This is a genomic window from Microbacterium sp. BLY, assembly GCF_017939615.1.
Taxonomy (GTDB): domain Bacteria; phylum Actinomycetota; class Actinomycetes; order Actinomycetales; family Microbacteriaceae; genus Microbacterium.
Window position 1 is genome coordinate 1113935 of sequence record NZ_JAGKSR010000001.1, and the last position, 24046, is coordinate 1137980.

The 24046-nt window shown below is 69.1% G+C and carries 23 protein-coding genes; 13 read left to right on the plus strand and 10 right to left on the minus strand.

The features are described 5' to 3' along the window. Nucleotides 1-103: 103 nt before the first annotated feature. Nucleotides 104-748 (minus strand): hypothetical protein, encoded by a 645-nt coding sequence (locus KAF39_RS05640; RefSeq protein WP_210676344.1) that lies wholly within the window; start codon nt 746-748, stop codon nt 104-106. A 469-nt stretch (nt 749-1217) separates the two neighbouring features. On the opposite strand from KAF39_RS05640, the gene KAF39_RS05645 reads away from it, so the two are divergent. Further along, nucleotides 1218-1391, plus strand: a complete 174-nt coding sequence (locus tag KAF39_RS05645; protein WP_210676345.1) for a hypothetical protein — start codon at nt 1218-1220, stop codon at nt 1389-1391. A 12-nt stretch (nt 1392-1403) separates the two neighbouring features. On the opposite strand, the gene KAF39_RS05650 is transcribed toward KAF39_RS05645, so the two are convergent. Continuing rightward, nucleotides 1404-1922, minus strand: coding sequence for a monooxygenase family protein (locus KAF39_RS05650; RefSeq protein WP_210676346.1), 519 nt, complete (start codon nt 1920-1922; stop codon nt 1404-1406). Nucleotides 1923-1992: 70 nt separating this feature from the next. Between KAF39_RS05650 and KAF39_RS05655 the strand changes: the two genes are divergently transcribed. From KAF39_RS05655 to KAF39_RS05670, 4 genes are all read left to right on the plus strand, one after another. After that, entirely contained in the window at nt 1993-2613 is a 621-nt protein-coding gene (locus KAF39_RS05655; RefSeq protein WP_210676347.1) for a MerR family transcriptional regulator, read from the plus strand. 177 nt (nt 2614-2790) lie between these two features. Next, entirely contained in the window at nt 2791-3804 is a 1014-nt protein-coding gene (locus KAF39_RS05660; protein WP_210676348.1) for a DUF262 domain-containing protein, read from the plus strand. Between the two features lie 7 nt (nt 3805-3811). Next, nucleotides 3812-4804 (plus strand): GTP pyrophosphokinase family protein, encoded by a 993-nt coding sequence (locus KAF39_RS05665; RefSeq protein ID WP_210676349.1) that lies wholly within the window; start codon nt 3812-3814, stop codon nt 4802-4804. A gap of 95 nt (nt 4805-4899) precedes the next feature. Further along, on the plus strand, nt 4900-5040 hold the full coding sequence (locus KAF39_RS05670) for a hypothetical protein (protein ID WP_210676350.1): 141 nt from the start codon (nt 4900-4902) through the stop codon (nt 5038-5040). A gap of 4 nt (nt 5041-5044) precedes the next feature. Here the strand turns inward: KAF39_RS05670 and KAF39_RS05675 are convergent, their stop codons facing one another. From KAF39_RS05675 to KAF39_RS05695, 5 genes are read right to left on the minus strand one after another with little or no spacing between them, the layout of a single operon-like run. Beyond that, nucleotides 5045-5923 (minus strand): metallophosphoesterase, encoded by an 879-nt coding sequence (locus KAF39_RS05675; RefSeq protein ID WP_210676351.1) that lies wholly within the window; start codon nt 5921-5923, stop codon nt 5045-5047. A 41-nt stretch (nt 5924-5964) separates the two neighbouring features. Then, nucleotides 5965-6987, minus strand: coding sequence for a LacI family DNA-binding transcriptional regulator (locus tag KAF39_RS05680; protein ID WP_210676352.1), 1023 nt, complete (start codon nt 6985-6987; stop codon nt 5965-5967). Beyond that, a complete protein-coding gene (locus tag KAF39_RS05685; RefSeq protein WP_307805094.1) occupies nt 6984-8843 on the minus strand; it encodes an iron ABC transporter permease in 1860 nt (619 codons plus the stop codon). The genes KAF39_RS05680 and KAF39_RS05685 overlap by 4 nt, the downstream gene beginning before the upstream one ends. A gap of 1 nt (nt 8844) precedes the next feature. Continuing rightward, entirely contained in the window at nt 8845-9864 is a 1020-nt protein-coding gene (locus KAF39_RS05690) for an ABC transporter ATP-binding protein (protein ID WP_210676353.1), read from the minus strand. 35 nt (nt 9865-9899) lie between these two features. After that, nucleotides 9900-10979: an extracellular solute-binding protein gene (locus KAF39_RS05695; protein WP_210676354.1), complete on the minus strand. Its 1080-nt coding sequence runs from the start codon at nt 10977-10979 to the stop codon at nt 9900-9902. A gap of 266 nt (nt 10980-11245) precedes the next feature. On the opposite strand from KAF39_RS05695, the gene KAF39_RS05700 reads away from it, so the two are divergent. After that, a complete protein-coding gene (locus KAF39_RS05700; RefSeq protein ID WP_246878243.1) occupies nt 11246-12589 on the plus strand; it encodes an HNH endonuclease signature motif containing protein in 1344 nt (447 codons plus the stop codon). A gap of 46 nt (nt 12590-12635) precedes the next feature. Here KAF39_RS05700 and KAF39_RS05705 read toward each other — a convergent pair whose 3' ends face one another. The 3 genes from KAF39_RS05705 to KAF39_RS05715 form a co-directional block, all read right to left on the minus strand. Further along, nucleotides 12636-14237, minus strand: a complete 1602-nt coding sequence (locus tag KAF39_RS05705) for a glycosyltransferase (protein ID WP_210676355.1) — start codon at nt 14235-14237, stop codon at nt 12636-12638. A gap of 129 nt (nt 14238-14366) precedes the next feature. Continuing rightward, nucleotides 14367-15869: a DUF4127 family protein gene (locus KAF39_RS05710; RefSeq protein ID WP_210676356.1), complete on the minus strand. Its 1503-nt coding sequence runs from the start codon at nt 15867-15869 to the stop codon at nt 14367-14369. Between the two features lie 67 nt (nt 15870-15936). Then, complete coding sequence (locus tag KAF39_RS05715; protein WP_210676357.1) at nt 15937-16653, minus strand: GntR family transcriptional regulator; 717 nt, start codon at nt 16651-16653, stop codon at nt 15937-15939. A gap of 128 nt (nt 16654-16781) precedes the next feature. Between KAF39_RS05715 and KAF39_RS05720 the strand changes: the two genes are divergently transcribed. The 7 genes from KAF39_RS05720 to KAF39_RS05750 all read left to right on the plus strand — a co-directional run bounded on the left by KAF39_RS05720 (nt 16782) and on the right by KAF39_RS05750 (nt 24010). Then, nucleotides 16782-18071 carry an ABC transporter substrate-binding protein gene (locus tag KAF39_RS05720; RefSeq protein WP_210676358.1) on the plus strand — a complete coding sequence of 430 codons (1290 nt, stop codon included), beginning with the start codon at nt 16782-16784 and terminating at the stop codon, nt 18069-18071. A 10-nt stretch (nt 18072-18081) separates the two neighbouring features. After that, nucleotides 18082-19050: a sugar ABC transporter permease gene (locus KAF39_RS05725; RefSeq protein ID WP_307805095.1), complete on the plus strand. Its 969-nt coding sequence runs from the start codon at nt 18082-18084 to the stop codon at nt 19048-19050. Beyond that, the gene (locus KAF39_RS05730; RefSeq protein ID WP_210676360.1) at nt 19037-19903 is read left to right on the plus strand and encodes a carbohydrate ABC transporter permease; all 867 of its coding nucleotides are present in this window, start codon (nt 19037-19039) and stop codon (nt 19901-19903) included. The genes KAF39_RS05725 and KAF39_RS05730 overlap by 14 nt, the downstream gene beginning before the upstream one ends. After that, a complete protein-coding gene (locus tag KAF39_RS05735) occupies nt 19900-20583 on the plus strand; it encodes a putative N-acetylmannosamine-6-phosphate 2-epimerase (RefSeq protein WP_307805096.1) in 684 nt (227 codons plus the stop codon). The genes KAF39_RS05730 and KAF39_RS05735 overlap by 4 nt, the downstream gene beginning before the upstream one ends. Next, the gene (locus KAF39_RS05740) at nt 20580-21491 is read left to right on the plus strand and encodes an ROK family protein (protein ID WP_210676361.1); all 912 of its coding nucleotides are present in this window, start codon (nt 20580-20582) and stop codon (nt 21489-21491) included. The genes KAF39_RS05735 and KAF39_RS05740 overlap by 4 nt, the downstream gene beginning before the upstream one ends. A 71-nt stretch (nt 21492-21562) precedes the next feature. Then, nucleotides 21563-22186, plus strand: a complete 624-nt coding sequence (locus tag KAF39_RS05745; RefSeq protein ID WP_210676362.1) for a PadR family transcriptional regulator — start codon at nt 21563-21565, stop codon at nt 22184-22186. Nucleotides 22187-22231: 45 nt separating this feature from the next. Continuing rightward, on the plus strand, nt 22232-24010 hold the full coding sequence (locus tag KAF39_RS05750; protein WP_210676363.1) for an AarF/ABC1/UbiB kinase family protein: 1779 nt from the start codon (nt 22232-22234) through the stop codon (nt 24008-24010). Nucleotides 24011-24046 lie beyond the last annotated feature (36 nt).

The following is a 24046-nucleotide window of genomic DNA, read 5'->3' on the forward strand; positions in this document are numbered from 1 at the left end:
GAGCACCGCGAGGAACCAACCCCATACGCACAGGGTCGCGATGAGATGGCTTCGAGGGCGCGTGATCGTAGAGAACCACGTGACGGGCTTCATCGGCTGTTCCTCATCGGCAGGGTCCGCCGCGGTAGGTATCGACCCACCAGACGAGGCCAGGGAAGACGTAGGGCTGCGTCGCCGTCACCTGCACGCACTTCTTCGGGCGGGACTTCTCGGCGATACCGGCGTTCCACACCAGTGAACCCGCGGCGACGAGGCGCACGGGCGACATGGCCCCGCACGCGAGCCCTCCGAGGGCGCCGAAGCCGTTGTCATAGATGATCGCCGTCTCCGCACGGTTGAATCTCACTCGGTATTGGAAGAAGTTGGGGCGGTCGAACGTCGGGTCCGCGACGATCGGATACGTGTAGGCGCCGCTGCGGTGCTCGACGACTTGAACCAGCGTCGATCCGGAGGCCTCGTATCGTGTCGGCACGTCGATACCGTCCGCATCCCGTGCCCAGGGCGTCGCGACGTCGGCGACGATCTTCTCAATCGGGGTGGTCACGCCCGTGTCCGGGTCGGTGACCTCTTCCGTCGTATACGTGATCGCACTCCCGTCCTGCTGGATTTCGACCGTGACCCCTCCGCCGAAGTCGTACTCGAAGCGCTCGGTCTGCGAGGCATCGCTGATGATCGTGCTCGTGCGTGTCTTTTCCTCGCCTGCGATGACGTTGATCGATGGCGTGTTCGCGTCGCCGAGATAGGTCACTGACCCGTCCTTTCCGATGCTCGCGTCGTCAAGGTGGCCAGCGCCGGGAAGCGACACGGACATCGTTTCTTCACCGTCGGACGAGCGGACGGAGACTCCGTCGTCCGGCGCCGCGGCAATCGTGGCCGTTCCGTCGCCATGAGGGTGGCCACGATCTGCCCGGAACTCTCGCTCGTTTGGGTGGCGGTGATGGGGGCCGGCGCGACCTCCGCGACCAGGGCGGTGATCTCCTCGGTCGTGAGGTCGATTCCGTCCGCACCGGTATCTGCGGAGGCGGCTGGGACGGCCGCGAGGGATGATGAGCCGACGATCGCAGCGGTGAGCAAGCTGGCGAGTCTGAGGTGGTCGCGCACGTTCTCTCCGATCAGATCAACTGCCCGCCTGCGACCAATTCAAGACCTCATATGACGACATATGCAATATATTCGAGGAGCCCGCTGTGGAGCGGGCGGAGCGCTAGGATCCAGGCATGAGTGCGTCGCTCTTCAGCTGGACCGGGTTCGCCATCACCGCAGCGGTCGCGGTCGTGATTCTCGTGCTCGCGTTCCTTCTCGTGCGCGCGGTGTCGCGAGTGATCGCGCGACGTCGGAGTCGTGGCCGCGGGCGTGTGCCATCCGCACCTCGCCGTCCGTCCGGAAGTTGAGTGCGACCCGTTTCACGCTGTCGGCTCGTGCGCGGGCGCTGCCGCGGGGGCCACTGTCTTTCCGTCCGTGAACCGCGCCTGCGCACGGTCGTGGCGTCGCGGTACGGGAACGTGCTCCGTCGCGGCTGCGAGGCCCATGCGCTTCGTCGACACGTACACGCTCTCGGCGGTGTCGACGAGGAACGTCTCGTGCCACACGCCGACCGCTCCCGGAGCCTTGCGGGCGGCGCGGTTGAAGGCGGTCCACGCCGGACGATGCTGCTGGTCCGGGTTCGAGGCGTAGGCGTAGAGCTTGTCGACGGACGACCAGAACTGCACGACGTAGGGTCCGCCCGATCCGAGGAGGAGCTGGTAGCCGAGCAGGCCGGAGTCGGGCTCGGTGCTCAGCTCGCGGAGCATGCGCGGCATGGCGACGAACGCCGGCAGCCACAGGTCAGGGCGCCACCAGCGGTTGATCTGCATCCCGATGTGGAACACGACGAGCTCGCCCTCGTGGCGGTGGGTCATGCGACCCGTGATGACTTTCGACATGGCGACTCCTCGATTGGATAGTAGTGCTATCCATAATGGATAGCACTACTATCGAAGTCAAGAGGTGGCCATGAGGATTTCCGAACTGTCAGCGCAGACCGGTGTGACCGTGCCGACGATCAAGTACTACCTGCGCGAGGGGCTGCTGCCCGAGGGCGAGCGCACCTCCGCGACGCAGGCCGTCTATGGCGAGAAGCATGTGGAGCGGCTGCGCGTCATCCGGGCGCTGCTCGACGCTGGCGTGAGCATCGCCGAGACGCGACGGGTGGTCGCGGCGCTGGATGATCCGCCCGCGAACCCGCACGAGCTGCTGGGGACCGCGCATGCCGCGATCACCCCGCCGGCCGATGACGCGTTGGACCTCTCCGGCGCCGAGGCGCTCGCCGCCCGACTCGGGTGGAAGCCGGGGATGTGTGATCCGGCTGTGTTGCATGCGGTCGCGCGCGCGTTGCAGGGGCTGGAGCGCGTCGGGTTCTCGGTGCCGGACGCGGTGATGGCGGAGTACCTCGCAAGTGCGCGGCGAATTGCGGATGCGGAGATCGCGGGGGTGCCGGAGGAGTCGGCGGAAGCGGCGGTGCGGTATGTGGTGCTGGGGTCGGTGTTGGTGGAGCCGTTGTTGCTGGCGTTGCGGCGGGTGGCGCAGCAGGTGAGCTCGGGGGAGCGGTTTGGAGGAACTGGCACCGCCGTGTAACGCTCGCGCAAATCGAGCAGATGTCGACCCCGGTGCGCTGAGTGATCTTCTGCCGCGACTGAACTAGGGAAAGACAGATGTCTCGACATGCGCCCCGCTAGGCCTGACGTCGGCGAGTCGGTAGCGTAAGCCCAAGCCATATACTGGCGATATCGTTCGAGCCGAAAAGGAGCCGTCTTGGCGCCGAAGATCACGACCACCACCAAAGATGTCGGTCTACTGAAGCAACTCTACGATGACGGTCAACTGCAACTAAGTCCGGAGTTTCAAAGAAACGCCATATGGCCTCGCCCCGCGAAGGCGTATCTGATCGATACGATCCTCACAGGAAATCCCATCCCGGTACTCTACTTCCAGCGTTCGGTGAGCGCCCAAACCGGTCGAATCGAATACACGGTGGTCGACGGACAGCAGCGCTTATCGGCGGTGATGGACTTTCTCGCCAATAGATTTTCGCTAACCGAGTCGGAAGATCAGCCGTGGAGTCGGTTGAGGTGGAAGGGGCTTTCGGCGGAGGATCGTTCCAAAGTTCTCGAGTATGACTTTGTGATTCAGGAGCTTTCTGGATTTAGTCCCGCTTCGATAAGAGCGATGTTCGCACGAATGAACCGATTCGTCGTCGCTCTCAATCCCCAGGAGCGCCGCCACGCCGGAGAGGATGGTGAGTTCAAGAAACTGGCGGAGAGCGTCGGGCGCTGGAGTCATTGGAAGCGGATGGGAGTCGTCTCCACTCAAGCCGCGAAGAGAATGAAATCTGACGAACTCGCCGCGGAGCTCTTGATTCTAATTCAAGAAGGGCCGCAGGATAAGAAGCAATCCATCGACCTGTATTACGATGCCTACTCCGCTGACTTCCCGGATGGGGACGCTCTGGAGGCTCGCTTGTTGGGCTATGTCGAGTTGGTGGAGAGAGCGCTCCCAGAAATCAAGCATCTTTTTGTGAAGCGTCCAGCGAATTTCTATGCACTCATCGGCGCTCTCAGCGAAATCGAGCAGGACGGGGAGCCTCTTCCCTCTGATGATCAAGTCCGCGAACGACTAACGCGGTTTGACGCGGAGTTGCGAGATGAGGATGAGGTAAGTCAAAGGAAGGCGGCGTACGAGATGGCGCAGTCCAGGCAGACGGACAATATCAAGCCCCGACGAACACGTATAGACATCCTTCGCCAAATTTTGACCGGCCAGATCTGAGGATGTTGTGGGTATCGTCGCCGACCGATGGCTCGACGAGTATCGGGCGAATTTCAGAGACTACGAGGATGCGGCGCTCGAGGTGCGGCAGCAGATGGAGGACGCGCTGAAGGGCCGGGCCCTCGGCGTTCAGATGATCGATGTGAGAGCTAAAGATCCGGACTCCGCGGCAGAGAAAGTGTCGCGCAAGAGTTATGGTCGTCCCGCGATCCAAATGACTGACATCATCGGTGCCCGAGTTGTGACGCTCTTCGACCACTCAATAAAGCCTGCTGGAGATATGCTTAAGCGCCGCTTCGAGGAAGTGCCTCAGTATTCAGTCAACAAGACCGATGACCTCGGCCCCGGAGAAGTAGGATATCGGAGTGTGCACCTCGTGCTCAAGCCCAAAGTGACGGGGCTGGGCGGAGTGCGTGCAACACTCAGGAAATCTGTCGTAGAGGTGCAGATCCGAAGCGTAATCTCGCATGCTTGGGCGGAGATCGAGCATTCGTTCAGATACAAGGCGGGAGAATCGGTTCCGCCTGCTCTTAAACGGCGATTTGACGCGCTTGCCGGTGCGCTCGAGCTTGTCGACAGAGAGTTCTCCTCAATCGCAGGAGACGTGGTCACTCACGTGGCGGAGCTCAGCGATGGCTATGAAAAGGGGACCGGGCTGTCGGAACCCTTGAGCGCTCTACGTCTGCTCGGAGTGTTGTCGGCCAGTCTCAAGAACGCACCAAGGCTTGGTCCGGACGGGCTGCCATTGGAGATCGAGGATGCGTCGCGACTAGTGACCGTCCTAAGGGACGTTGGTGTGTTGACAGTAGCCGACATGCTGGGGGCTGTAGAGGATCCGCGGACGCTCGCGGTCCTGAGGGCATACTCGGACGCCTCGGGACACGACACGGAGCAAGCGTCAGCGATTGTCTATCTGGGAGCGGTTGTCGGAAGCCGTGACTTGGCGGTCCTCAAGAGAACGCGCTTACTGCACCACGACGCGATGTTGGCCGCTTTTTAAGAGTTCGAATGGTGAGAGTCTTATGAGGACGTCGATGCTTTGAGCGCACGGCGCTGCGGACCCTGGAGTGGGCGCAGTACGGCGTCGGGCTGCTCGTGGTGGTCGCGATCATCGTCTCGCACGTGTGGTTCGCGCTGATCCCGCTCGAGCAGTTCACCGGCGACTCCTGGACCGTGTTCAGCCCGTTCCCGTTCGGCGCGATCGACGTCGAGGTGACGCCGATGACGACCTCGTGACCGCTTAGTCGCGCCAGTCGATCCCGACGCCGGCGATCCGTCGCCCGGCCTCGTCGGCGGCGACCGGCTCTCCGACGTCCGCCCCGCGTTCGAGCGAGACGGCGGAGTGCACGATGGTGTCGGCGTACACGTGCACGAGGTTGTAGCCCTGCGCGGCGTCCTGTCCGCGTGTGGCGCCGACGGGCTGCGCGAGGTCCTGTCCGTACGCGCTCGACGAGGCGACGGCGACGGGGATCCCGGCGAACGTGCCGAACGACGGATGGTGCACGTGGCCGGACAGGATGCCCCGCACGTCCGTCCCCCGCAGCACCTCCGCGAGCGCGTCCTGATCCCGCAGCTCGACGGTCACGGCGAGGTCGAGCACCGTGGGCAGCGGCGGATGGTGCAGGAGCAGCAGCGTGCCCTGTGGTGCCGCCGTCGACAGCTCTCCCTCCAGCCACTCCAGCTGCGACGACGGCACCTCCCCCCAATGCGCGCCGGGCACCGTCGAATCGACGACGATGACGCGCATCCCCCCGAACCACCGCACCTCGACGATCGGCTCGTCACCCGCCCCCGCGAGTCCGAGCTCTGATCGCATGGCACGGCGGTCGTCATGGTTGCCGGCCGCCCACACGACCTCGCACCCGAGCGCCGCGGCTGCGGGCGTCACGAGCTCGCGCAGGCGCCCGTACGCGGCGGCATCGCCCCGGTCCGTCAGATCCCCCGTGAACAGCAGCGCGTCTGGACGGAGCCCCGAGGCGACGAGCCGGTCGAGCATCTCCGCCAGGTTCGCGTCGGCGTCGGCCCCGCTGCCGTACAGCGGCGACCGCTCACCCGGCAGGTGCGTGTCGGAGATGTGCACGAAGGTGTGCGACGGGCGAGGGTGTTCGGTGAGGATCATGTCTCTTCCTGGTCGGCGGACGGAGGCAGGTCGGGGCGGGGTCAGACGGCGGCGGCCGTGGACCCGGGGACGAGGGTTCCGGTGAAGGAGCGGCGCACGAGCGTCTCCGGCTCGTCCGCGGTGAGCAGCTGCTGCATGGTCTCGACGGCGGCCGCGGCCACCGCCTCCACGGGAATCCGCAGCGTGGTGAGCCCGAGCAGGTCGGCGCCGGGCAGGATGCCGTCGCAGCCGGTGACGCTCACGTCCTCCGGGACGCGAAGGCCCGCCGCACGGAGGGCGCGCATGACGGCGAGCTGCCGGTAGTCCGACGCGCACATCACGGCGGTCGATCCGGCGCGCACGGCCGCGAGGGCCTCGTCGACGCCGTCGTCGGGGCGGGCGCCGGCCGAGATCATCGTGACGGCGACCCCGGCGCGGATCAGCACCTCGCGCATCGCGAGGGCCCGCAGGTGCTCGGGATAGGACGCCTCAGGACTCCCGGCGAGCACGACGACCTTCCGGTGCCCGAGCGCGACGATGTGCTCCGCGAGCAGGCGCCCGTGCCCCTCGTCGTCGTAGTGGGCGGTGTGGATGCGGCCCGCCGACTCCACGCGCCCGGCGCGCAGGATCGGCACCTGGTCGGCGAACGGCTCGAGCTGCGCCGCGGAGATGCCGCCGGTGGCGACGATGAGCCCGGCGACGCGCATGCCGAGCAGTCGGTGCAGCGCATTCACCTGCTTGGCGCCCTGTTCGTCGGCGCCGATCGTGACGGTCACGAGGTCGAGGCCGCGCTGATGCGCCTCCTCCTGCAACCGGGAGAAGAGGAGACCGTACGCGGGGTTGCTGGCGTCGCGCAGCATGAGACCGACGGTGCCGGTGCGTCCCGCGGCGAGCTCGGCGGCCATCGTGTTGCGCACGTACCCCAGCCGCTCGGCCGCTTCCAGGATGCGCTCCTGCGTCTCCGGCGCGAACCGGCCCTCACCCTTCAGCGCCCTGGTCGCCGTCGCGCGGGACACCCCGGCCGCCGCGGCGACGTCGCTGATCGTGACCCGCAGGGCGGGCGTCCCGGCATCCGCCCCGCTCATGCGCGCTGCTTCCGTCGGCGGGGCGCTCCGGCGCGCGATCCTCGTCCATACACGAGATACATGGTGACACCCATGATGATCATGAGCAGCACGGTGTAGACGAACGTGATGGGCATCGCGTCGAGGTTGTTCTCGCCGCGCGTGCTCTCCTGGATCGCGACGCCGAGCGGCTTGTACAGCGGGTGGTAGAGGAAGATCGCGGCGTCGTAGTCGTCGAGCAGGCTGTTGAAGTTCAGCGCCGTGATCGCGGCCGCGGTCGGCAGCACGAGCGGGATCAGCACGCGCCGGAACGTGGTCAGCGAGCGGGCGCCGAGGATGCGGGAGGCATCTTCCAGCGAGTCCGGCACGGACGCGAAGCCGGCCTTGAGCAGCCGCAGCGTGAACGGGATCTTCACGCAGATGTACGCGACGAGCAGCAGGACCGGCGTCCCCGTGAGCACGATGTTGCCGACGAGGGGCTGCGGGGCATCGAACGCCATCACGAACGCCAGGGCGATCAGCACGATCGGCAGGATCCACGGGATGTGCAGCACGTACTCGATCGCCGTGGTGAGCAGGTTGCGGTGCTTCTGCATCATCCGCGCGACGAACAGGAGCCCGCCCACCACGATGACCGCGGCGAGGGCGCTGTAGACGACGCTCACGACGAACGGCCGGAGGGCCGCCGCGCTGGAGAACACGGTGATGTAGTTGTCGAGCGTGAAGTTGTCGAGCGTGATCGACCCGGCGAGGATGCTCCGCGCGTCGACGAACGAGAAGATCACGATGAGCACGACCGGGATGAGGTAGATCACCCAGAGCAGGTAGGCGACCACGTGCACGACCGCGTTCGCGAACGGGTTGCGGATCCGCTGCTTCTGGATCGGCGTCGCCACCTTCGCGACCGAGAAGTACACACCGGACTTCTCGGCGCGGTTCATGATCGCGAGCAGGATGATCGTCGCGACACCGAGCACGATCGCCAGCAGCGCCGCGATGTCACGCGTGATCGGGCTGCGCGACAGGTCGATGATGAGGGGCGCGACGGTCTGGAAGTCCGGCCCGCCGAGCACGAGCGGCGCGGTCAGCGCCCCGAGGCCGATCAGGAACGTCAGCACCGTGACGGCGAAGAGCATCGGCTTCATGACCGGCAGCACGATGCGGCGCAGGATCGTCCACGTCGAGGCGCCCATGAGTTTCGCGGCCTCGATCGACGCGTAGTCCACCTTGCCGAGCGACGACGACAGGAAGAGCATGTGGTTCGTCGTCGTCGCGAACGTCATCACGAACACGACCGCGAAGTAGCCGGAGAACCAGTTGCGATCCATGTCCGGCCAGATGTTCACCATCAGGTTCGTGATGAAGCCGAACTTGCCGTAGATGAAGTTGTAGCCGGCGGCGAGCACGATGCCGCCGTAGATCAGGGTCGTGGCGTAGCCGAGCCACAGGAGCTTCGCGCCGCGCACCTGGAAGTACTGCGTCACCAGCACGATGAACACCCCGACGACGTTCACCGTGACCGACAGCGTGATCGCGAGGAGGAAGCTGTTGCCGAGCGTCTTCAGCGCGCGCTCGCTGCCGAGCAGCTTCTCGACGGCACGGATGCTGAACTGGCCGTCCGGGAAGAAGGTCGCGGCGAGCAGTTCGGCGTTCGGCAGCACGAGGAAGGCGGCGGCGAACCAGATCACCACGATGCCGGTCACCCACGCGAGCGGGGAGCGGAGCATCGCCCGCACGCTGCCGGGACGGCCGCGGCGGAGGCGGGGCTTCGTCGCGGTGCCCGCCTCGGCGGCCTCGGTCGTCAGGGCGCCGGGGGTGTCGGTCATCGCCGCGGACGGCGGCGGCACCGGACGGGAATCGTTCTGCGGAGCGCTCATGTCACGCCGCCGGGTACTGCAGGATCCACCGCGGGTCGACGTCGATGCGCACGGCATCGCCGACGTCCCACCGGTGCGCGCTCGCCGCGGCCGGCACGCTCACCCGGAGCGTCGCATCGGCCGCCGACACCGTGTAGACGCTGTGGCTGCCGTGGTACGTGCGCTCCGCGACGGTGCCGTCGAGCGACGCCGTGCCGTCGGCGGTGGCGTCGGACGGCGACGCGAGGTGCAGCTTCTCCGGCCGCACGTAGCTCTCGGCCGTGGCGTCGAGGCCCGCGCCGATCGCGACGAGCTGCGCGGGGCTGAGCCGGTTGTTCTCGCCGATGAACCGGCAGACGAAGGGGGTCGCGCTGCGGTCGTAGATCTCCTCCGGCGTGCCCACCTGCTGCAGGGTCCCGGCGTCGAGCACCGCGATGCGGTCGCTGAGGGTGAGCGCCTCCTCCTGGTCATGCGTGACGTACACGGTGGTCACGCCGACCTCGTGCTGCAGCTCCTTGAGCTGCTCGCGCAGCTGCACGCGGAGCTTGGCGTCGAGGTTCGACAGCGGCTCGTCGAGCAGCAGGATGCTCGGGGTCAGGGCGAGTGCCCGGGCGATGGCGACGCGCTGCTGCTGGCCGCCGGACAGCTCCGCCACGTTCTTCTCCAGCTGCGACGCGGCGAGTCCGGTGCGGTCGGCGACTTCGTCCACGCGCCGCCGCTGCTCGGCCTTCGACACCTTCTGCACCGACAGGCCAAACGCGATGTTCTCCCGCACGTTCATGCTCGGGAACAGGGCGTAGTTCTGGAACACCATGCCCACGCCGCGCTTCTCGCTCGGCACCCTGGTCACGTCGCGACCGGCGATGTGGATGCGCCCGCCGGTGGGCTCGATGAACCCCGCGAGCGTGCGCAGGGCGGTGGTCTTGCCGCATCCGGACGGACCCAGGAGGGTGAAGAACTCACCCTCCTGGATCTCCAGATCGAGGTGCGAGACCGCACGGTGGTCGCCGAACACGACCTCGACGTCGTCGAAACGGATCATCGTCTTCTCTCTCTGCCGGTGCGGGACTGCGCGGGTCAGCCGATGTACTCGAGCGTGACCTTCTCGACCCAGGCGCCGAGGTTCTCGCTCACGAAACCGAAGTCGATGTCCTGACGGTCGAGCGTGCCCATGAGCTCGACGACCTCGGGGTTGGCCTTCTCGACCGCGCCCTCGTTCACCGGCATGGCGTTGAACTCCGCCGCGAACTCACCCTGTACCTCGGCGCTGCCGAACCAGTCGATGAACTCCTGTGCCTTCTTCTCGTTGTCCGTGCCGTTGATCTGCGCGATCTGCTCGGTCACATAGGGGACGCCGTACTCGGGCACGATCATGCCGGTGCTGGTGCCGTACTCCGCGTCGCGGGCGGCGATGCCGCTCGACGGCAGCACGCCGTAGTCCACCTCGTCGCGGGTGATGCGGGCGTAGAGGTCGGTGCCCTCCACGGCGGGCGAGCCGTTGGCGTAGTACGACTTCACCAGGTCCCAGCCCTCGTCGCTCACGCCGAGGTCACCATCCTCGTCGAGGTGGCGGGTGAGCATGCTGGCGAGCACGAGCTGCGGGGTTGCCTGGCCGAGCGCGGGGTTGACCTCGTAGCGGCCCGCGAACTCCTCATCGGTGTAGAGGTCGTCGGGGTCGGAGGGCGCATCGGTGATGCGGTTCGAGTCGTAGACCGTGACGATGGCCTGCTCGACGAGCGGCCAGAACGCGCCGTCCTTCGGGTCGCCGGCGTCCGCGGGCACCTCGCCGCTCCAGCTCGGCTCGTAGGCCGTGATGGCCTCTTCCGTCTTGAGCTGCTCGAAGAACATGTTGTTCAGGCCGAAGACCACGTCGCCGACGGGGTTGTTCTTCTCCGCGATGATGCGGTTGGTCAGGTCGGCGCCGCCGAGGCCCACGATCTCGATGTCGATGCCCGCGTCCGCCGCCTTCTCGGTGATCCACTCGCCGCGGCCGTCGCTGTTCGAGTTCGTGTAGACGATGAGGGTGTCTCCGGAGCCGCCGTCGCTGCCACCGTCGCCCGCGTCTCCGTCGCCGCTCGCGGTGCATCCGCTGAGCGCGATCGCCGCCGCGGCCGTCATTCCGATGAGCGCCCAGCGCCTCTGCTGCCTGTCGGCCATGTTCGTCCCTTTCTCGCCTTCGAGGTGTGTCGATGCGACACTACCGGTTCTTGTGGTGAAGGCACAAAGATTGTCTGGTTTCGTGGGCGCGGTCGCGCGTCCGCACTCAAGGTAGGCGGGGAGCGTGAACAGGAGGATGCGGTGAGGTGAACGGGCGGGGGATGGTCCCGGACCGGAGTGTGGGGTGTCCTGCCGGAGGGCGCTGAATGCCGGTATTGACTCGAACATTTCTTCGAAACTCGCGCCTCGCGGAGATAAAATGAAGCATGTCGAAAATGTCCGGGTTGCGCGAGGCGATGGATCGCCTCGACGAGGCGTGGGGCGCCGCGGACGAGGCGACAGAGCTCTCCCGCGCGCAACTCGTCGACGTCGTCGACGCGATCGGGCGTCTACAGCGCCGGCTCGACGCGATGCACGTCGACGTGGCCGCCGGCATCGCTCGGGAATCACGCGCGGAGCTCGGGGCCGACAGCCTCGCCAAGCAGCGCGGATACCGTACGGCGGCGAAGCTCATCGCCGCGATGACGGGCATCTCGACGGGGGAGGCGCAGCGCCTCGTGAAGGTCGGAGAGGCGACGGCGCCGCGCAGCGATCTGCTCGGCGCGCCGCTGCCCGCGCGGTATCCGCTCCTCCGGGAAGCGCTCGCGTCGGGTGCACTCGGTGCCCCGACGACGGCCCTCCTCGTCGCTCTTCTCGACCGCTGTCGTGTGGCCGCCGGTGCGGAGCGCATCGCCGAGGCAGAGCGCGTGCTGGTCTCGGCCGCCGAAGGTCTCGAGCTCGACGCCGTGCGCAAGCTCGTCCTCCGTGCCGAAGCGTGGCTCGACCCCGACGGCGTGGCGCCGCGGGCGGAGGAGCAGCGGGGCCGGCGCGGGCTGCGCATCTTCGAACGGGACGGCATGGTGCACCTGCACGCGCAGCTCGATGCCGAGACCGCGGCGCCGGTCGTCACCGCGATCCGCGGTCACGTGTCCGCCGTGTTCGCCGCCCGCCTCGACGCGCCCGACGCCGACGCGCCCGACGCGGATCGGCGTACGGTCACGATGATCCAGGCCGATGCGCTGTCCCTCTTCTGTGCGCACGTTCTCGGGTGCGAGAGCGACCGGGTGCCGCTCGCCGGAGCGACGGTGGTCGTCCGGGTGTCGCTGCGCGACTTGCAGGCGGGAACCGGGTCGGCGACCATCGACGGGCTCGACCAGGTGATCGACATCGGTGCCGCTCGGCGGATGGCCGCCGGCGGCGGCGTCATCCCGTGCGTCCTCGGCGGGGCGAGCGAGGTGCTCGACTGGGGGCGCCAGAAGCGCCTCTTCACGCGGGCCCAGCGCCTGGCCCTCGTCGAACGGGACGGCGGGTGCGCCATGTGCGGGTTGCCGCCCGGAATGACGAAGGCTCACCACCTCCGCTGGTGGCAGCGCGACCGAGGCCCGACCGATCTCGCCAACGGGATCCTGCTGTGCGAGACCTGCCACCATCGCATCCACGACAACGGGTGGGAGATCGTGATCGAGGGGGCCGGTGTGACCGGACGCCCCTGGTTCGTTCCGCCGCGGTGGGTCGACCCGCGGCGTACTCCGCGGCTGGGCGGACGGGCGCGCTTCGATGTCGCTGCGTGAGCAAGATCACACCTGCGTCAGTGTGTGTGGCTGGCGTGTGGTGGGGTCAGCGGCGGAGTCGGGCGCGGATGCGTCGAGCGGTGTGCGCGAGGGCATCGCGCCAGGCACCGCCCGGCCATTCGCGGCGCAGCCGCAGGCTGCCGTCCTCGTTCCGCACGATCTCGACCCGGCGACCCGCGAGAAGCGGCGACCTGCCGAGGTGCGCCGTCACGTCCGGCGCGGCGGTCAGCGGGGCGGTGAACATCCACCCGGCGAAACGCACGGCCACCGACAGATCGGCCTCGCGCTCGCCGTCCTCGCGGAACACCTTCATCGGGTCCAGGGCGATCGGCACCGCGTCGAGGCGCTTCGGGCGGCGGCCGCCCACCTTGCGCTCCGAACCCGCGGTCGACTCCGTCGGCTGTCCGGGCGCCGGCGTATCCCGCGCGACCAGGTCCACACGGTCGGCGCGGCGCTCCTTGCGGGCGTTGAGCAGCCCCGACGGAAGGTCTGCGGTCGTCGACAGGGGGAGGGAGACGAGGCGGTCGGCGGACCCGACGGTCTCGAACACGAACGCCTCCTCGCCGTCCCGCATCAGACGGACGCGCACGGTCAGCTGCAGGCCGCCGCGCGACCAGCGCGCCGCCGTCACGGTGGCCGTGCAGGTGGTCTCCGCCTCGAACGCGGCGAACGCGATGAGGTCGTCCCGGCGGTCTGCGCGCAGCAGCGCCGCCCGGATCCGCTGCGGGAACGACAGCCCGGCGTCGACCCCCGGGCCGAAGCGCCGCTGCACGAGCGGCACCACCACATCCAGCAGGCGGTCGCGGTACTCCGCCGGGTACTTCACCATCCGGCGGCCGGCGATCCGGTTGAGGATCTTGCCGCGGAACCAGTGCCGCAGCAGCCGGTCCCGCACCTTGCCCGGCTCGGTGTTCGCCTCGACCACGTCGAGCACGGTCTCCAGATGAGGGAAGTACGACTCCGGCTCGATGCGGGCCGAGCTCGCGCTCCCCGGCTCCTTCACCCAGGCGTAGCAGGGCTCGCTCGCGAGCACCGAGATCGTATCGGCGGCGAAGTACGCCTGCATCACGAAGAGGTGGTCCTCGAGCCGGACCTTGCCGTCGGGGAAGCGGATGCCGTGCTCACGCAGGAACGCCGTACGGAACATCTTGTGCGGCGTCAGCATCTCCAGGATCGGGTCCTCACCGAGCACCGCCCGCGGGATGTCGCGCTGGAAGATCTTGGCGGGCAGCTTGCGCCCGATGCCCACCTCTTTGCCGATCACGACGTCGGAGCCATTCTCGTCCGCGTAGTCGCACAGCCGCTCCAGCGCCCGCGGGTAGAGGCGGTCGTCCTGATCGACGAACTGCACGTACGTGCCGCGGGCCTCCTCGACGCCGCGGTTGCGCGGCGTGCCGGGCCAGCCGGAGTGCGGCAGGGACAGCACGCGCACGTGCGGGCGGTCCTTCGCGATGTGCGCGAGCCGTTCGGCGGTCTCCTCTCCGGAGCCGTCGTCGCACAGCAGCACCTCGAACGCGTCGCGGCTCAAAGTCTGGGCGTCGAGCGACGCGATGAGGTCGTCGAACGACTCCTTCGGCCGGAACACCGGCACCACCACGCTCACCCGCACCCGGCCGTCTGCCGTCTCACCCGCGGTCGCACTGCTCATGGACGTCGTCCCCCCTGTGGTCATGCCCGGCTCGAATCTCCCCCGCCGGAGATCCCAGCCAACCATCCCTTCCTGTGGGGCGCACCAGGCTTGCGTCGGCTCCGGGTGTATGCAGCCGTCCGGACGCGCTCAGCGCAGGGTGAGTCCGATCTCGAAGGAGCGCCGCCAGGGGAGGGTCAGCTCCTCGATCCGCACGTCATCGGCGGGCAGCATCGACTCCAGCAGTGCCGTCAGCTCCGCGCGGATGACGCGCTCGGCGGTCGCCACCTGTGCGTCGTCGACCATCGGGTAGATGTCAGGGAAGAGCGACGGGCCCACATCCGTGCGGACGACGGCCTGGTAGGCGAAGTCGTCGAGCAGGCGGGTGAGCAGGGCGATCCGCGCGGCGCGTTCGTCGAACGAGCCCGTGGCTCGGCCGACGACTCCGGCCGCCGCCACCGCGACCACGCTGCCGAGCGTGTTCCCCGCCGTGTTCCAGCCGCCGAACGCCTCCAGGCGCCCGAGCAGTCCGGCCTCGGCCAGCGCGCGCACGAGCGCCTCGTCCGCGCCGTTCGGATACCGCACGTCGGCCAGGGCCACGTGCTCCCCGGCGTCCAGACGCTCCCGCACGAGGGCGACCGTGCCCGCGACGGCCTCCGCGTCGACGACGTCGGGGCGTCCGCGGAACATGTCGTGCCGGTCGGGATCGGGAGCGTGCAGCACGAGCGTGACATCGCCCCTGGCGGTCACCTCGACGGCGCCCGCGGCACGGATCTGCCGGCTGGCGGACGCCGCGAGCGACATGTTCTCGTACGGCGGGATGCGCTCCATCCCGGCGGCATCCGCGCAGGCGACCGAGAACGACGCCGTCACGCCGGCGTTCGCGGCCAGGGCCCGCGCGACCAGCGCCGCGCCCACTTCGTCCGCCCCCGGGTACATCAGCACCTGACGACCCGACGGCAGCATCCGCATCCAGTGCCGCAGCCACACCTGCTCGGCGCTGCCCGCCGCGAAGGGCGCGGTGTCGTCGGCGGTGATCGCCAGGAAGTCGAGGGTCCCGTCCTCCACGAGGCCGAGGGTGGAGAGATTCACGATGTGATTGCGCAGCCGCCGCGACGAGTAGTCGGAGACGACCTCGGCGGGCACCGGGGTCAGTTCGTCGAGCGGCAGCACCTCGGTCTCGCCGAGCAGTCGGTGCGCGTCGCCGCCGAGCGCGTGGATCTCCTTGCCGTGCTCCGTCCAGTAGGTCGGCTCCTCGGCCGCAGAGTACGAGTTGCTCGCCCGGGTCACCAGCGACACCGCCGAGATCGGCAGGTCGGGCCGCAGCCGCCGCACCTCGCGCAGCACGTCCAGGCGCGCCAGCACGTCGCGCGTGGTGTCGGCGCTCGTGCGGCTCGCGATCAGTCCGCCGTACAGGAGCATGTCCACCGACACGACCACGTGCACGGTCGCCGGGTCTGCAGCCCGCTCGCGCAGCCAGGCGCCCAGCGCGTCGGCGTCGCCCGCGGTGCGGTAGGAGGGGAGGATCTCCGCGGGCGGGACGTCGAGGGTCACCCCGGCGACGGCCGCGACGTCGCCCGGGAGCTTGACGTTCACCGGCCGGTCGTCGAGGGGGAGCAGCGCGATGCGCGGGCGGAGGGTCGGGTCGGACACGAGGAGCCTTTCGTCGGTGAAGGGGATCGCAGGTCGGGGGTGGTCGAGTGTCAGGAGCGGGCGAGGATCAGGGGCGGGCGATGGAGACCAGGTACGAGTACCGGTCGCCGCGGTACACCGACTCGGCGTACTCGATCGGGCGGCTGCGGGCGTCGTAGGTGGTGCGCTTCACGAGGAAGGCGGGCGAGAACGGCGGGGTCTGGAGTGCCGCCGCCTGCTCCTCGTCCAGGACGACCGCGTGGATCTCCTGGTCGGCACGCACGGCGGTGATGCCGAAACGGGTGCGCAGGTCGTCGTAGAGCGAGTCGCCCTCGATGCCGTCCTCCAGGCCCGGCACCGCGTCGGCCGCGATCGAGCACACCTCGAGGCAGATCGGGATGTCGTCCGCGGTCCGTACCCGGCGGATGCGCACGACGGGCGATTGGGGACTGAGGTGCAGCGCATAACCGGCGGTCTGTCCGGCCGCGGCGGTGCCGACGTCGACGGAGAGGGAGCCCGGCCGCATGTTGCGCGCGAGCATGTCCTCCGAGAACGAGGTCAGCTCGAACGCCTTGCTGATCCGCGAGGCGCTGACGAACGTGCCGGCGCCCTGCAGGCGGTACACGAGGCCGTCCCGTTCGAGTTCGTCGAGGGCGCGCCGCACGGTCTGCCGGTTGACCTCGAGGGACTCGGCGAGCTCGCGCTCGGTGGGGAGCTTCTCGTGGGGCGCGAGACCCTGCTCGATGACGTTCTCCAGATGCCGTCGCACGCGTTCGTGCTTCGTGACGCCCTCGATGGCCGACATGTCTTCCCCCTCATTTGGACTAACCCAATCTTGACGATCACCCCGGATTGTGTCAATGTCTCCTCTCAGCGGTTCTTAATTGGTCTATTCCAATCCTTTGCACGGTCAACGATGAGCGGAGAATCCCCATGCACGTGAAGCACAACCTGCGCCGACGCGTCCTGGTCGCCGGAGCGCTGGGCACGGCGACGATCGTCGCCCTGAGCGGCTGCGCCGGCGGCACCGGCGACGCAGACGGCCCCACCGAGATCACGTTCTCCTACCTGTGGGGCGGCGAGGAGGCGAAGGCGCTGGAGGCGATCATCGCCGACTTCAACGCCAGCCAGGACGACATCGTCGTCACGGGCGTCTCCAGCCCCGACACCCAGAAGCAGCTCACCTCCATGTCGTCGTCGAACGGCTCGTTCGACATCTCCGACAACTTCGGCAACACCGTCGGGGCCTGGGCCTCGAAGGGCATCCTCGCCCCGCTCGACGACGCGATCGCGGCCGAGGGCATCGACGTCGACGACTTCGTCCCCAGCGCCATGGAGCAGATGAGCTACGACGGCAAGATCTACTCCCTGCCGATCGCCATCCACAGCTTCCAGCTGCTCTACAACCCGCAGCTGCTGGAAGAGGCGGGCGTCACCCCGCCGACCACGATGGACGAGCTCGCCGCCGCCATCCCGAAGCTCACCAAGAAGGACGCCTCGGGCAAGATCACGCAGCTCGGACTCGGGTCGGCGAACGACAGCACCACGCTCACGACCCTGGGCTACGCGTTCGGCGGCAGCTGGGACGGTGAGGACGGCCCGACCCCCGCGGAGGACGGCAACCTCGAAGCGCTCCAGTGGTACCAGGACAACGTGATCGAGCCGGTCGGCGCCGACGCCATGGCGACCTTCGTGTCCGGACAGGGCGAGTACCTCTCCGCGCAGGACCCGTTCTTCAGCGGCCAGGTCGCCATGATCATCGACGGCGAGTGGCGATCGGCCAGCGCCGCCAAGATCGCCCCCGACTTCGAGTGGGGCGTCACCGCGATCCCCGCCGCCTCGCCCGACCTGGAGAACAGCACGCAGGTCACCGCGAGCACCCTGTTCATCCCCGCCAACTCGAAGCACAAGGAAGAGGCGGCCACGTTCCTCGCCTACCTCGTGAGTGACGAGCCCATGGAGAAGTTCGCGGTCGCGCTCGGCAACCTTCCCGGTCGCTCCTCGCTCGCCGGCAGCGCCGCGTTCGACGAGCTGCAGGACTTCGGCGTGTGGGCAGAGGCGGCGTCGTCCCCGAACGCGAAGTCCCTGGCCAGCCGCCCGTACAGCGCCGAGTATGCGACCGACCTCGCGACCGCCTTCGACGAGGTCGTGCGGCTCACCGCCACCCCGGAGGAGGCGATCGCGACCGTCGAGGAGCGCATGGCCTCCTACGCCTCGAAGTGAGCCGGTCCTCGTGACCACGGCAACAGCACCCCGGGCCCGGCAGGAGAGCGCTCCTGCCGGGCCCGGCGCTCCCGTCCGTCGGCGCCGGAGCCGCCGGACCACGCTGATCGGCCTGGCGTTCGCGTCGCCGTTCATCATCGGCTTCCTGTTCCTGTTCGCCTACCCGATCGCGGCGTCGGCGTACTACAGCTTCACCGACTTCAACCTGTTCCAGGCGCCCGAGTGGGTGGGGCTCGACAACTACACCCAGATGTTCGCCGACGGGGTGTTCTGGAAGTCGCTCGCCAACACGGCCGTGCTCACGGTGTTCGGCGTGCCGCTCGCGATCGGCATCGCCCTCGCCGGCGCGCACCTGCTGAACACGCCGGTGCGCGGCCAGCCGCTCTATCGCGCCCTCGTCTACCTGCCCTCGATCGTGCCGGTCGTCGTCGGCGGATACCTGTGGCGGTGGCTGCTGAACGCCCAGTACGGCTTCATCAACCACTTCCTCTCCTGGTTCGGCATCGAGGGGCCCGCCTGGCTGCAGCAGCCGGAGTGGACGAAGCCCGCCATCATCCTCATGTCGCTGTGGACGGTCGGCGGCACCATGATCATCTACCTCGCCGCGTTGCAGGAGGTGCCGAAGGAGCTGTACGAGGCGGCCGAGCTCGACGGTGCCGGTGCCTGGCGCCGCTTCACGAACGTCACCTGGCCGACCGTGTCGCCCGTGACCCTGTTCCAGGTGATCGTGAGCATCATCGGGTTCCTGCAGATCTTCACGCAGCCCTACATCCTTTCGCAGGAGAGGCTGAACCAGGCCGGGTCAGGGCCCGGTCAGTCGATGCTCTCCTACGCGATGTACCTGTACCAGAACGCGTTCGTGTTCCTGAAGATGGGGTACGCCTCGGCCATGGCGTGGACGCTCTTCCTCCTCACGCTCGCCGTGAGCCTCATCGTGCTCGCGACCTCGAAGAAGTGGGTGCACGATGGCGCACGCTGACCTCTCCGCTGCGGTGCGCCGGCCCCGTCGCCCCCGCCGCACGCTCCGCCGCGTCCGGCAGCAGATCGGGGTGACGCTGCTCGCGCTGCTGTTCCTGTTCCCGCTGCTGGTGATGCTGTCGACCGCGTTCAAGACCCCCGGCGACGTGTTCTCGTCCCCGCCGACCCTGCTGCCGGCCGAGTGGACGACGGACAACTTCGCGGAGGCGTTCGCGCAGATCCCGGTGTGGCGCTACCTCGCCAACACCCTCTTCGTCTCCGGAATGAGCATCCTCGGGACGGTGATCTCCTGCCCGCTCGTGGCCTACGCACTGGCGAAGGTGAGGTGGCGCGGCGCCCGTCCGCTCCTGATCCTCGTGCTCGCCACGATGATGCTGCCGCCGCAGGTGACGCTGATCCCGCTGTTCCTCGTGTGGAACGGGCTGGAGGCGACGAACACGTACCTCCCGCTCATCGTCCCCGCGTTCCTCGGCACGCCGTTCTTCATCTTCATGATCCGGCAGTTCCTGCTCGCGGTTCCGGACGAGCTCATCGAGGCCGCCCGTCTCGACGGCGCCTCCGAGTTCCGCACGTACGCGACGATCGTGCTGCCGTTGGCGCGTCCCGCCATCGTGACCGCCGCGATCTTCCAGTTCGTCTGGGCGTGGACCGACTTCCTCAATCCCCTCATCTACCTCAACGACCAGTCGACGTACACGCTGTCGATCGGTCTGTACGCCTTCTTCGGGGAGAACGACGTGGCCTGGGGGCCGCTCATGGCCGCGTGCGTGATGTTCACGCTCCCGGCCGTGGCGATCTTCCTCCTCGGCCAGAAGTTCTTCATCGGTGGTGCCAGTGCAGGAGCCCTCAAGTGACCCATGAAATCCTCGGCCGCCTCCGCGGTCGCCTCGTCGCCTCGGTCCAGGCGTCCGCCGGCGCCCCCGCCCGGGACACGCACGTGATCGGCGCGCTCGCCGAATCGGCGCTGCTCGGCGGTGCCAGTGGCCTGCGCCTGAACGGACCGGACGACATCCGTCGGGTGCGGCCCGTGACCGCCGTGCCGATCATCGGCCTCCACAAGGTGTGGAACGGGGTGCGCAACGTCATCACACCGGAGGTCGCGCTCGCCGCCGGGCTGGCGGAAGCAGGAGCCGACATCATCGCGGTGGACGCCACCGCGGAGCAGCTCGGCACCGACTTCGGGCTGCTCGCGGAGATCGCCGCGGCCACGGGGCGTCCGGTGATGGCCGACGTGTCCACCGTCGCGGAGGGCGAGCGCGCGTGGGAGGCGGGCGCGGCCGTCGTCGGCACGACCCTCTCCGGCTACACCCCGCACTCGCCGCGGCTGGACGGACCGGACCTCGACCTCGTCGCCGCGCTCGCCGCCGCCGGCATCCCGACGATCGCGGAGGGGCGGTACCAGACCCCGGCGCAGGTGCGCGCGGCCTTCGATGCGGGAGCGTTCGCCGTCGTCGTCGGCGGGGCGATCACCGATCCCATCGCCCTCACCCGCCGGTTCGTCGCGGCGACGCCGGCGGTCCGGGAGCGCGCGTGATCGTCGGCATCGACATCGGCGGCACCAAGATCGCCGTCGCCGGGTTCGCCGGGGGTCCGGGCGGCTCCGTCCGGCGTGTCACCGCCGTGCACACCCGGCCGACGCCGGCCCGCGAGGGCGGCGAGGCGATCGTGCGCGCGGTGGCGGACGCGGTCGCGATGGTCGCCGGGACGGCGGAGATCACGGCGGCCGGGGTCGGTACGGCGGGGGTCGTGGGGGCCGACGGCGGCATCGCCTCGGCGACCGATGCGATCCGCGGCTGGGCGGGCTTCCCGCTGCGGGCGGCCCTCGGGCATGCCCTCGGCGTTCCGCCGGCGGTGGTGAACGATGTGCACGCGGCGGCGGTCGCCGAAGCCGCGGCGGGAGCGGGGCGCGGGGCGCGCGGCCTCCTCATGGTGACGGTCGGCACCGGCATCGGCGGCGCTGTCGTGCTTCCCGACGGTCTCCGCACCGGCGTGACGGGCACGGCGGGGTCGGTCGGGCACACGGAGCTCGCGCTCCCGACGGCGTTGGCCGACCGCCGCTGCGGCTGCGGAGCGATCGGACACGTCGAGGCCGTCGCCTCCGGTCCGGCGCTCGAGCAGACCTACCGGGAGCGCACGGGCGTCGCCCTCCCGCTCCGCGAGGTCGATGCGGCCGCCCGCGCCGGAGACCCCGTCGCGAGCGAGGTGATCGCCGAGGGGGCGCGGTTTCTCGGACGTGCGCTGGCCGGGGCGCAGGCCGTCCTCGACGTGGAGGTCGTCGCTGTGGGCGGCGGCGTCGCGGCCATCGGCGAGCGGTACCTCGATGAGGTGGCCCGGGCGTATCGCGCGGCCGCGATGCCGGGGCCTGCGGTCGCCCGCGTGCGTCCGGCGGAACTCGGCATCGACGCGACGCTCACGGGAGCTGCACTGCTCGCCGTGTCCTGAGCGCGGATTCCCACCCCACACCCAGCGTTAACGATATATCGTTGACTATCGTTCACGACTGGGAGGTCATCATGAACAACGCATTCCCCTCCACCCCGTTCGGCGGCACCCCGGGCAACGGTTCCGGCGGCGACTTCGGCGCCGGACTCGGCAACCTCTTCGGGGGTGCCCACGGTCCGGCCGGGGCGCTCTTCGAGGCGATGGACCAGCTCCGCAAGTCGTTCGAGTCGCGTCCGTCCGGCGGATCCCGCATGGCCCGCGGCGACGTGCGCGCCGCCGTCCTCTCGCTCCTCACCGAGCGCCCGATGCACGGCTACCAGATCATCAACGAGATCGCGGAGCGCAGCGGCGGCACCTGGAAGCCGAGCGCCGGCTCCGTCTACCCCACCCTCCAGCTCCTCGCCGACGAGGGCCTGATCGAGGCCGAGGAGCAGAACGGTCGCAAGACCTACGCGCTCACCGAGGCCGGCCGGGCCGTCGCCGCCGAGAGCACCGAGACCCCGCCGTGGGTGCCGTCCTCCGACAAGGACCGCAGCCGCGACGCCCGCTACAGCGCGCTGCCCAAGGCCGGGGTCGACCTCGCCGCCGCGGCCGCGCAGGTCGGACGCAGCGGCTCCGCGGAGCAGGTGCAGCAGGCCATCGAGGTGCTCGACGAGGCCCGCCGTAGGCTGTACACGATCCTCGCCCAGGACTGACCGCGTCGTGCGGCGTCCGGCGCGGAACGGCGGAAGGATGACGCGATGACGGCAGCGACGGCCCCGGGTCCTCATCGCGCCCGGTACCGCCGCATCCTGTCTTTCGCGAGCCGCGAGTTCGTGGCCATCTGGTGGTTCGAACTCGTCCTTCCGCGCTTCGGGCTGTCCGGCGTGGCGGAGCGCACGCGCGCGCACCGCATGCAGCGGTTCGCGCGGCGCTTCCACACCCTGGCGGTCGAGCTCGGCGGCCTGATGATCAAGGTCGGACAGTTCATGTCGTCGCGCCTCGACGTTCTGCCGCCCGAGATCACGGCCGAGCTCGAAGGACTGCAGGACGAGGTCCCGGCGGTGCCCACCCCGCAGATCCGGGCGCTCGCGGAGGCCGAGCTCGGCATGCCCCTCGACCGGGTCTACGCCTGGTTCGACGACACCCCGGTCGCCGCCGCGTCGCTCGGGCAGGTGCACCGGGCGCGGCTGTCGCCGCTCGATGCCCAGGACACCGGGCTCGACGAGGTGGTCGTCAAGGTGCAGCGCCCGGGCATCGACGAGATCGTCGCGGTCGACCTCGCCGCCCTCCGCCGGGTCGCCCGCTGGCTGACCAGGGTCAGGATCGTCGCCGACCGCGTGGACGCCCCCGCCCTGGTCGAGGAGTTCGCGGTGACGAGCCTGGAGGAGATCGACTACCTCCACGAGGCCCGCAGCGCCGAGCGGTTCCGCGAGAACTTCGCCGACGACCCGCGGGTCGCCGCCCCCGAGATCGTCTGGGAGCGCACGACGCGTCGGGTGCTCACCCTGTCCGACGTGACGGCGATCAAGATCAACGACACCGCCGCCCTCCGCGCGGCCGGCATCGACCCGTCCGCCGTCGCCGACGCGTTCGCGGAGGTCATGTTCGACCAGGTCTTCACCCACCGGTTCGTGCACGCCGACCCGCACCCCGGCAACATCTTCGTCACGCCCGTCCCTTCGACGAGCTCAGGGACCCAGGCGGGCTCAGGGACCCAGGCGGGCTCAGGGACCCAAGGGGGCCCAGGGACCCAAGGGGGCTCAGGGACCCAAGGGGGCTCGGGGGGCTTCCGGCTGACGTTCATCGACTTCGGCATGATGGCGGACGTCTCCGACAACCTCCGGCAGGGCCTGCGGACGCTCCTCATCGCGGTGACCGCGCGGGACAGCAGGGGCCTGGTGCGGGCGGCGCAGGAGATCGGCGTGCTCCTGCCGTCCGCCGACACGGGGGAGCTGGAGCGGGCGCTGACGGCGCTCTTCGCGCGCTTCGGCGGCATGGGATTCGCGGAGCTGAGCCGGGTCGATCCGCGGGAGTTCACCGACTTCGCGGAGGAGTTCGGCGACATGGTGCGCCGCCTCCCGCTGCAGCTGCCGGAGGACATGCTGCTGCTGATCCGCGCCGTGTCCCTCACCTCCGGCATGTGCAGCGGCCTGGATCCCGCGTTCAACGTGTGGGACGCGGCCGAACCGTACGCCGCCCGCCTCCTCCGCGACGAGTCCGGCTCCCTCATGCAGGACATGGCGGCGCAGGCGATGGCGAACGCGGCCACCACCTGGCGGCTCCCGAAGCGCATCGACGACATCATCACCCGCGTCGACGACGGCAACGTCTCCTTCGACACCTCGCGGCTGGAGCGGCGGCTCGACCGGCTGGAGGGCATCGCGCGGCGGATCGCCTCCGGCGTGCTGTTCGCCGCGATGCTCGTGGGCGGCGCACTGCTCGTGACGCCGCTGCCGCCGTTGGGCATCACCCTGCTGTGCGTGTCCGTACTGCCGCTGCTCGGCGCCCTGTTCCTGGGCCGACGCCGCCCCCGCTGACCCCGCGAGACGGTCCGCGAGAACAGGCCAACCCCG

Coding starts and splice junctions, on each gene's coding strand:
- KAF39_RS05750 (WP_210676363.1), top strand. CDS start 22,232: ATGACGGCAGCGACGGCCCCGGGTCCTCATCGCGCCCGGTACCGCCGC.
- KAF39_RS05675 (WP_210676351.1), bottom strand. CDS start 5,923: ATGATCCTCACCGAACACCCTCGCCCGTCGCACACCTTCGTGCACATC.
- KAF39_RS05715 (WP_210676357.1), bottom strand. CDS start 16,653: ATGTCGGCCATCGAGGGCGTCACGAAGCACGAACGCGTGCGACGGCAT.
- KAF39_RS05650 (WP_210676346.1), bottom strand. CDS start 1,922: ATGTCGAAAGTCATCACGGGTCGCATGACCCACCGCCACGAGGGCGAG.
- KAF39_RS05705 (WP_210676355.1), bottom strand. CDS start 14,237: ATGAGCAGTGCGACCGCGGGTGAGACGGCAGACGGCCGGGTGCGGGTG.
- KAF39_RS05700 (WP_246878243.1), top strand. CDS start 11,246: ATGTCGAAAATGTCCGGGTTGCGCGAGGCGATGGATCGCCTCGACGAG.
- KAF39_RS05680 (WP_210676352.1), bottom strand. CDS start 6,987: ATGAGCGGGGCGGATGCCGGGACGCCCGCCCTGCGGGTCACGATCAGC.
- KAF39_RS05730 (WP_210676360.1), top strand. CDS start 19,037: ATGGCGCACGCTGACCTCTCCGCTGCGGTGCGCCGGCCCCGTCGCCCC.
- KAF39_RS05685 (WP_307805094.1), bottom strand. CDS start 8,843: ATGAGCGCTCCGCAGAACGATTCCCGTCCGGTGCCGCCGCCGTCCGCG.
- KAF39_RS05720 (WP_210676358.1), top strand. CDS start 16,782: ATGCACGTGAAGCACAACCTGCGCCGACGCGTCCTGGTCGCCGGAGCG.
- KAF39_RS05645 (WP_210676345.1), top strand. CDS start 1,218: ATGAGTGCGTCGCTCTTCAGCTGGACCGGGTTCGCCATCACCGCAGCG.
- KAF39_RS05655 (WP_210676347.1), top strand. CDS start 1,993: ATGAGGATTTCCGAACTGTCAGCGCAGACCGGTGTGACCGTGCCGACG.
- KAF39_RS05745 (WP_210676362.1), top strand. CDS start 21,563: ATGAACAACGCATTCCCCTCCACCCCGTTCGGCGGCACCCCGGGCAAC.
- KAF39_RS05690 (WP_210676353.1), bottom strand. CDS start 9,864: ATGATCCGTTTCGACGACGTCGAGGTCGTGTTCGGCGACCACCGTGCG.
- KAF39_RS05695 (WP_210676354.1), bottom strand. CDS start 10,979: ATGGCCGACAGGCAGCAGAGGCGCTGGGCGCTCATCGGAATGACGGCC.